Genomic DNA, 8,547 nt, shown 5'->3' on the forward strand with positions numbered 1-8,547 from the left:
GTGGAATTCCGCACCGATGTGTTCGACCCCGACACCATCGAGACACTGACCGCACGATTGGAGCGGGTATTGGTGGCAATGGTTGCTGATCCGGGGCGGCGGGTCGCGTCGGTGGATCTGCTCGATGAGGGTGAGCAGGCCCGGCTCGAGGAGTTCGGTCAGCGCGCGGTGTTGACCCGGCCCGCGCCTGCCGCGGTGTCGATTCCAGAGGCGTTCGCCCAACACGTGACCGGCTGCCCGGAGGCGGTCGCGATCAGCTGCGGTGAGTGTTCGTGGACCTATCGCGAACTCGACCAAGCCGCCAACCGGTTGGCGCATCTGCTGGCCGGCCATGGCGTGGGCCCGCAACAGTGTGTGGCGCTGCTGTTTTCGCGTTCGGCGCAGGCGATCGTGGCGATGCTGGCGGTCCTGAAAACCGGTGCGGCCTACCTGCCGATCGACCCGGCGCTGCCGGCGGCGCGGATCGAGTTCATGATCGCCGATGGCGCGCCGATCACCGCGCTCACCACCGCCGAACTGCGCCCGCGGCTTAACGGGTGCGACGTGGCGGTCATCGAGGTCGACGACCCCGCCATCGCCACCCAACCCAGCACCGCCTTGCCGGGGCCCGATCCCGCCGATATCGCGTACCTGATCTACACCTCGGGCACCACCGGTGTGCCCAAAGAAGTTGCCATCACCCACGACAACGTGACCCGGCTGCTGACATCACTACACACCTGGGCGACACCGGAACAGGTGTGGGCGCAATGGCACTCGCTGGCCTTCGACGCCTCGGTTGAAGAGATTTGGGGTGCGCTACTCCACGGTGGACGCCTGGTGGTGGTGCCCGAGTCGGTGGCCAGCTCAGCGCACGACCTCCACGCCCTGCTACTCGCCGAGCGGGTCAGCGTCTTGAGTCAAACCCCGTCGGCGGTGGCGACGCTGTCGCCGCAGGGACTGGAGTCGATGGCGCTGCTGGTGGCCGGTGAGCCCTGCCCGGCCGAGGTCGTCAACCGGTGGGCGCCGCACCGCAGGATGGTCAACGCCTACGGCCCGACCGAGACCACGATATGTGCATCCAGGACCGCGCCGTTGACCGCGGGGGCCGGCACCCCGCCGATCGGCGCGCCGGTGCCCACCGCGGCGCTGTTCGTGCTCGACGGGTGGTTACACCCGGTACCGATCGGGGTGCTCGGCGAGCTATATGTGGCCGGCGCCGGCGTCGGGCTCGGTTATCTGCGGCGCAGTCCCCTGACGGCCTCGCGGTTTGTGGCCTGCCCCTTCGGGCAGCCCGGAACACGGATGTATCGCACCGGGGATCTGGTGCGCTGGCGCCGCGATGGGCAGCTGCAATATGTCGGGCGCGCCGATCAACAAGTCAACATCCGCGGCTACCGCATCGAACTCGGCGAAATCCAGACCGCCCTGGCCGCACTGGACGGAGTCGAGCACGCCGCGGTGATCACCCGCGAAGACCACCCCGGCGCCAAGCGCCTCATCGGCTACATCACCGGCACCGCAGACCCCACCCAAGCACGCGCCGCCCTGGCCCAACAGCTCCCCGCCTACATGATCCCCGCCGCAGTCGTCGCACTCGAAACGCTGCCCCTCACCCCCACCGGCAAACTCGACACCCACGCCCTGCCGGCACCCGAACACACCACCGGCCAATACCGCGCCCCCAGTGACCCGGTAGAACAAATCCTGGCCCACATTTACGCCCAAGTCCTCGGGCTCGACCGGGTTGGAGTCGACGACTCCTTCTTCGAGCTGGGCGGCGACAGCATTTTGTCGATGCAGGTGGTGGCGCGGGCCCGCGCGGCCGGGGTTCTGTGTCGGCCGCGCGATGTTTACGTCGAGCAGACCGTGGCCGGGCTGGCCCGGGTGGCCGCCGTGGCCGACGGTGAAGCTGACGCGATCGATGAGGGCATTGGGCAGCTGCCAGCCACCCCGATCATGCGTTGGCTCGGAAGCATCGATGGCCCGGTGCAGCAGTTCAACCAGACGATGGTGGTGCAGGCTCCCGCGGGGGTCACCGAGGCCGACGTGGTAGCGGTGTTGCAGGCCTTGGTGGATCGGCATGCGATGCTACGACTTCGCGTCGACGACGACGCCGGGGCGTGGTGGTTGACGGTGCCCGAGGTGGGGTCGGTGGATGCCCGCGAATGCCTCCAATCGGTGGACGAATTGTGCGATGCGGCGTTGGTGGGGGCGCGGTCGCGGTTGAACCCGGCCGCCGGCGTGATGGTGAGCGCGCTGTGGGTGGCTTCGGCGGGCCAGTTGGTGTTGATCATTCATCACCTGGCCATCGACGCGGTGTCGTGGCGGATTTTGTTGGAGGACTTGAACATCGCCTGGGCCCAGCACCGCGGCGGGCAGCCGGTGGTGTTACCGACGACCGGGACGTCGTTTGCCCGGTGGGCGGAGCATCTCACTGAACACGCCCGGACCTCGAAAGTTGTTGCCCAGGCGCAGGTGTGGAAGCAGGTGGCGGCGACCCCTGCCGTGCTGCCCGCGGTGCAGCCGGCGGTGGATACCTATGCAAGCGCCGGGCACCTGTCGGTGTCGCTGGATGATGTTGACACGACCCGCATGCTTTTGACTGAGGTGCCCGCGGCATTTCATGCCGGGATACACGACATTCTGCTGATCTCGCTTGGCTTGGCGGTGGCGGAGTTTTCGAGCAGCGGCGGCGCGCCGATCGGCATCGACGTCGAGGGCCACGGGCGCGCCGAGGAACTGGCCGCCGATGTTGACCTGTCCCGCACCGTGGGGTGGTTCACCACTAAATATCCGGTGTCGTTGGCGATGGGTGGGCTGTCTTGGGTGCAGGTGGTTAGCGGTGAGGCCGCGCTGGGGACGGTGATCAAGGACGCGAAAGAACAGCTTCGCGCCCTTCCCGACGGCCTGAGTTACGGTGTGCTGCGTTACCTGAACAGCGAGGTTGACCTGGACGGGTCTGACCCGCCGATCGGGTTCAACTATTTTGGGCGTCAGGGCACCCCCGGGACTGGTCTGGACGAAGATCTTTGGCAGATCTCCCGGGACGGGTCGTCGGTCACCAGCGCGGCAATGGCGATACCCATGCCGCTGATGCACACCGTTGATGTCAACGCCGTCACCATCGACACCGACGCCGGTCCGCAGCTGCACGCTACCTGGACATGGGCGCCCTCCGCTCTAGATCACGTGCAGGTCAGCCGGCTGAGCCGGCTGTGGTTTGAGGCCCTGTCCGGTATCTGCGCGCATGTGCGAAATGGTGGGGGCGGGCTGACCCCGTCGGATATCGCGCCGGCCCGGCTGGGCCAACACCAGATCGATGAGCTTTACCATCACTATGAGATCGCCGACGTGCTGCCGTTGACTCCCTTGCAGCAGGGTCTGCTGTTTCACGCCAGCACCGTGCAGGGCAAGGGCGACGATGCGTATGCGGCGCAGCTGGCTTTCACCATGACCGGCCCGCTTGACCCGCAGCGGCTGCGCGATGCGGTGCACGCGGTGGTGACCCGGCATCCCAACCTGGTGGCCCGATTCTGCCAGCGGTTCGACGAGCCGGTGCAGATCATCCCGGCCGATCCGGTGGCGGGGTGGCGGTATATCGACCTGGCCGGCGGCCCTAAGCTCGGTGACCTCGATGTCGAGGAGCAGATCGCGCGGGTGTGCGCCGACGAACGTGCCGCGGTCTGCGATCTGGCCGATCAGCCGGCCTTTCGGCTGGCTTTGCTGCGCATCGCGGCGGATCGGCACCGGTTGGTGCTGACCAATCATCACATCGTGCTCGATGGCTGGTCGCTGCCGATCCTGCTGGGCGAGATGTTCGCCGGTTATCGCGGGCAGCGGCTGGGCGCAGCCGGGTCGTATCGCCGGTTTGTGACCTGGTTGGGCGGTCGTGACCTGGAGGCCGCGCGCGCGGCCTGGCGTGAGGTGTTGGCCGGTTTCGACACCCCCACGTTGGTGGGGCCGCCGGGCCGGTTAGAGCAAGGACCGCGAGGCGATGCCGTGTTTCGGGTGCCTGAGCAGATCACGTGGGCGGTTAGCGAGCTGGCGCGCTCGTGTCATACCACCGTCAACACCGTGTTGCAGGGCGCCTTCGCGCAGCTGCTGATGTGGTTGACCGGCCAGCACGATATCGCCTTCGGCACCACGGTCTCGGGGCGGCCCGCCGAGGTGGCCGGTGCGGAATCGATGGTGGGTCTGTTGATCAACACTGTGCCGGTGCGGGCGAACATCACGGCGGCAACCACCACCGCGCAGCTGCTCGACCAGCTGCAAGGCGCCTACAACGACACACTCGAGCACCAGCACCTGGCGCTTGCGGAGATCCACCGCGTCACCGGTCAACAGCAGCTGTTCGACACCGTTTTCGTGTACGAGAACTATCCGTTCGACACCGGCGCGTTGGCGGGGGCCGACGAGTTGGCCATCACCAATGTCACCGGCCGCGTAGCCAACCACTACCCGCTTGTGGTGGAGGCCTCGCCGGGCAGCGAGCTGGGTCTTCGCGTCGGATACGACACCGATGTTTTCGACGCGGCCAGTATCGAGATGCTGATCGAACGGTTGCAGAAGGTGTTGGTGGCGATGACCGCCGACCCCACCCGGCGGCTCTCGTCGGTGGATCTGCTCGATGATTCTGAGTACGCCCGGCTGGATGGGTGGGGCAACCGGGCGGTGTTGACCCGGTCCGCAACCAGCGGTGCATCGATTCCGGTGCTGTTCGCCGCGCAGGTGGCCCGCACCCCGGAGGCGGTGGCGCTGAGCTTCGAAGGCCGCTCCATGACATACCGCGAGCTCGACGAAGCCGCCAACCGGTTGGCGCATCTGTTGGCCGGCCAGGGTGCGGGCCCGGGTGAGCGTGTGGCGCTGCTGCTTTCCCGTTCGGGCGAGGCTGTCGTGGCGGTTTTAGCGGTGCTGAAAACTGGGGCGGCTTATCTGGCGATCGACCCGGCGGTGCCGGCGGCCCGGATGGAGTTCATGGTTGCCGACGCCGCGCCGATCGCCGCGATCACCACCACCGAGCTCGCCGACCGGCTCGACGGATATGACCTGGTGGTCATCGACGTCAGTGATATTGAAGGCACCGCTGTTGACACCCAACCCAGTGCCGCGCTGTCGGCGCCAGGTCCGGATGATATCGCCTACCTCATCTACACCTCCGGCACCACCGGTGTCCCCAAGGGCGTGGCCATCCCCCATCAGAACGTGACCCGGCTGTTGGAGGTGCTGGAGGCCGACCTGGAGCTGTCGCCTGGACAGGTGTGGACGCAGTGTCATTCTTTGGCCTTCGACTTCTCGGTGTGGGAAATCTTCGGCGCGTTGTTGCACGGTGGGCGGTTGGTGGTGGTGCCCGATTCGGTGGTCCGCTCACCGGAAGACTTGCACGCGGTGCTGGTCACCGAAGAGGTCAGCGTGTTAAGCCAGACCCCCTCGGCGTTTTATGCGCTGCAGAACGTTGATGCCCAGCACTGGTGGCAAAGCTCGAGCACGGCGTTTGAACGCCAGGTGACACGCTGGCTCGGCTTGTCCGTACCGCGATCACGTGAGTTGGATTATCAGCTCAAGCTGCAGACGGTGGTATTTGGCGGTGAAGCGCTAGAACCGCAGCGTCTTAGGACGTGGTTTGACAACCACCCTGGATTACCGCGCTTGATCAACATGTATGGCATTACCGAGACGACGGTGCATGCCTCGGTGCGGAAGATCGTCGCCGGTGACGCCGATAGCACCGCCAGCCCAATCGGGGTGCCATTGGCGCATCTTGGCTTTTTGGTGCTGGATCGCTGGTTGCGGCCGGTGCCAGCCGGTGTGGTCGGGGAGTTGTATGTGGCCGGTGCCGGGGTGGGGTGCGGATATTGGCGGCGGGCGGGCTTGACGGGGTCGCGGTTTGTGGCGTGCCCGTTCGCGGCGGGACAACGTATGTATCGCACCGGAGATCTGGTGTGTTGGGGTGCTGATGGGCGGCTGCGGTATCTGGGGCGCGCGGATGACCAGGTCAAGATCCGCGGGTATCGCATCGAGCTCGGTGAAGTTCAGGCCGCGCTGGCCGGGCTGGATGGGGTGGAGCAGGCGGCGGTGATCGCCCGCGAGGACCGCCCCGGCGACAAACGGATGGTCGGCTACGTCACCGGGACAGCAGACCCGGCCCAGCTCCGGGTCGCGCTGGCCCAACGACTCCCGGCCTACATGGTTCCGGCCGCGGTGGTGGTGCTAGAGGCGTTGCCGCTGACGGTCAACGGCAAACTCGACAAACGGTTGCTGCCGGCACCGGGGTACTCCGCTGGGGAGTATCGGCCCCCGGCCACCCCCAACGAGGAGATCCTGGCCGGGATCTACGCCCGGGTGCTGGGGATCGAGCGCGTCGGGGTCGACGACTCGTTCTTCGATTTTGGCGGGGATTCGCTGTCCGCGATGCGGGTGATCGCCGAGATCAATAAAGCCCTTGATATCCACCTTTCGGTGGGCGCCATATTCTCCGCGCCATCGGTGCGAAGCCTGAGCCAGCAGTTGGGCACAAGTGCCAGCTGGGACAGCTTTGTGTCCGTGCACGGCGCCGCAAACGAGGACGACACCACCAAGGTGCACGCCCGCGACCTCACCCTGGACAAGTTCATCGACGCCACGACGCTGGCCGCCGCGCCGCGGCTGCCGGGGCCGAGCGCCGAGGTGCGGACGGTCCTGCTGACCGGGGCGACCGGCTTCCTCGGGCGCTATCTGGCCCTCGAGTGGCTGGAGCGGATGGAGCTGGTCGACGGCAAGCTGATCTGCCTGGTGCGCGGCGAGACTGATGAAGAAGCGAGGAGTCGACTCGACAACACCTTCGACAGCGGCGACCCCGGACTGCTGCGGCACTTCCAGGAACTGGCCGCCGATCATCTGGAGGTCATCGCCGGCGACAAGGGCGAAGCCTACCTGGGGCTGGACCAGCAGACCTGGGAGCGGCTGGCCGACACCGTTGATCTGATCATGGATCCCGCGGCCCTGGTCAACGGCGTCTTCCCCTACAGCGAGCTGTTCGGCCCCAACGTCGTGGGCACCGCCGAGCTGATCCGGTTCGCGCTCACCACGAAACTCAAGCCCTACAGTTATGTGTCGACTTCCGACGTGAGAACTCAGATCGATTCGTCCGCGTTCACTGAGGATGCCGACATCCGGGTCATCAGCCCCACCCGCACGAATGATGGCAGCTACGGCAACGGCTACGCCAACAGCAAGTGGGCCGGTGAGGTGCTGCTGCGCGAAGCTCACGACCTGTGCGGGCTGCCGGTCGGAGTGTTTCGCTGCGACGTGATCCTGGCCGACCCCAGATACGCGGGTCAGCTCAACGTGTCGGACACGGTCACCCGGATGGTGCTGAGCCTGGTGGCCACCGGCATCACGCCCGGCTCGTTCTTCCGGCTCGACGCCGAGGGGAACCGGCAACGCGCGCACTTTGACGGGCTGCCCGTCGGTTTCATCGCCGAGGCGATCGCCACCCTGGGTGCCCAGGTGGTCGACGGGTTTGAGACCTATCACGTGATGAACCCGCACGACGACGGCATCGGGCCCGATGAGTATGTCGACTGGCTGATCGAGGCCGGTTACCCGATCCAACGCATCGGCGACTTTGGGGAGTGGTTGCAGCGGTTCGAGACCGCCTTAGCTGCCCTGCCGGAGCGACAGCGCGCGCACTCGATTCTGCAGATGTTGCAGATGCGCCCTCCCGGGCAGTTTCAGCTCCCCGAGCCGGCCCGCGGATCCTTTGCGCCGACCGACCGATTCCGCGCCGCGGTGCGAGAAGCAAAGATAGGCCCCGATAAGGACATCCCGGACATCCCGCACATCACGCCGCCGATCATCATCAAATACGTAACCGACTTGCAACTTTTCGGACTGCTCTAGCCTGCTTGAATGCGCCACCCGGCACACGCCCATCGACAATCCCGGAGGAACAAAATGCGCCGAATTGCCCTTTCGATCTACTGGGGATTCTTGGTGGTTGTCCGCTCCTTCAGCCTGGTGCGACAGAAAACTGCCGCGGCTTATTACACGTCCCTCGGAGACGACGCCATCGACTTCCTGAATGAAGGGTACGTCGACGACTCCAAGCCGTTATGGCTCAACCTCGGTTATTGGAAAGAGGCTCGCACCTATCCCGACGCTTGCGTCGCGATGGTCGAGCTGCTGGGAACGCGTGCCGGGCTGAAACCAGGCGATGAAGTCCTCGACGTCGGCGTCGGTTTCGCGGAGCAGGACCTCGTTCTTCTCGATCGCTTCAAGCTGTCTCGGATCACGGGCATCGACATCACCCCCGTCCACATCGACAAGGGCCGGGAACGCGTCGCCAAGCGTGGGCTGGAGAAACAAATCGACCTTCGGCTCGGGTCGGCGACCGCGATGGAGTTTCCCGACGCATCGTTCGACACAGTCTTGGCCCTGGAATGCGCATTCCACTTCGACACGCGTGAGCAATTCCTGCGTGAAGCATTTCGCGTCCTCAAACCTGGAGGAACCATCGCGATCGCCGACATGCTCCCGGTTCCAGGCAGGAAATCCGGCCGGGTGAACGTTTTCGCCCGGAGGTACGGC

At 65.9% G+C, this 8,547-nt stretch carries 2 protein-coding genes; both read left to right on the plus strand.

From position 1 onward, the window contains the following. Positions 1–78 precede the first annotated feature (78 nt). The gene (locus tag A5708_RS13205) at positions 79–7,860 is read left to right on the plus strand and encodes a non-ribosomal peptide synthetase (protein WP_065029066.1); all 7,782 of its coding nucleotides are present in this window, start codon (positions 79–81) and stop codon (positions 7,858–7,860) included. 54 nt (positions 7,861–7,914) lie between these two features. Continuing rightward, positions 7,915–8,547, plus strand: a 633-nt coding sequence (locus A5708_RS13210; protein WP_231117905.1) for a class I SAM-dependent methyltransferase, incomplete at its 3' end; no start/stop codon positions are given.

The organism is Mycobacterium colombiense (assembly GCF_001672755.1).
In the GTDB taxonomy this organism is placed as follows: Bacteria; Actinomycetota; Actinomycetes; order Mycobacteriales; family Mycobacteriaceae; genus Mycobacterium; species Mycobacterium colombiense_C.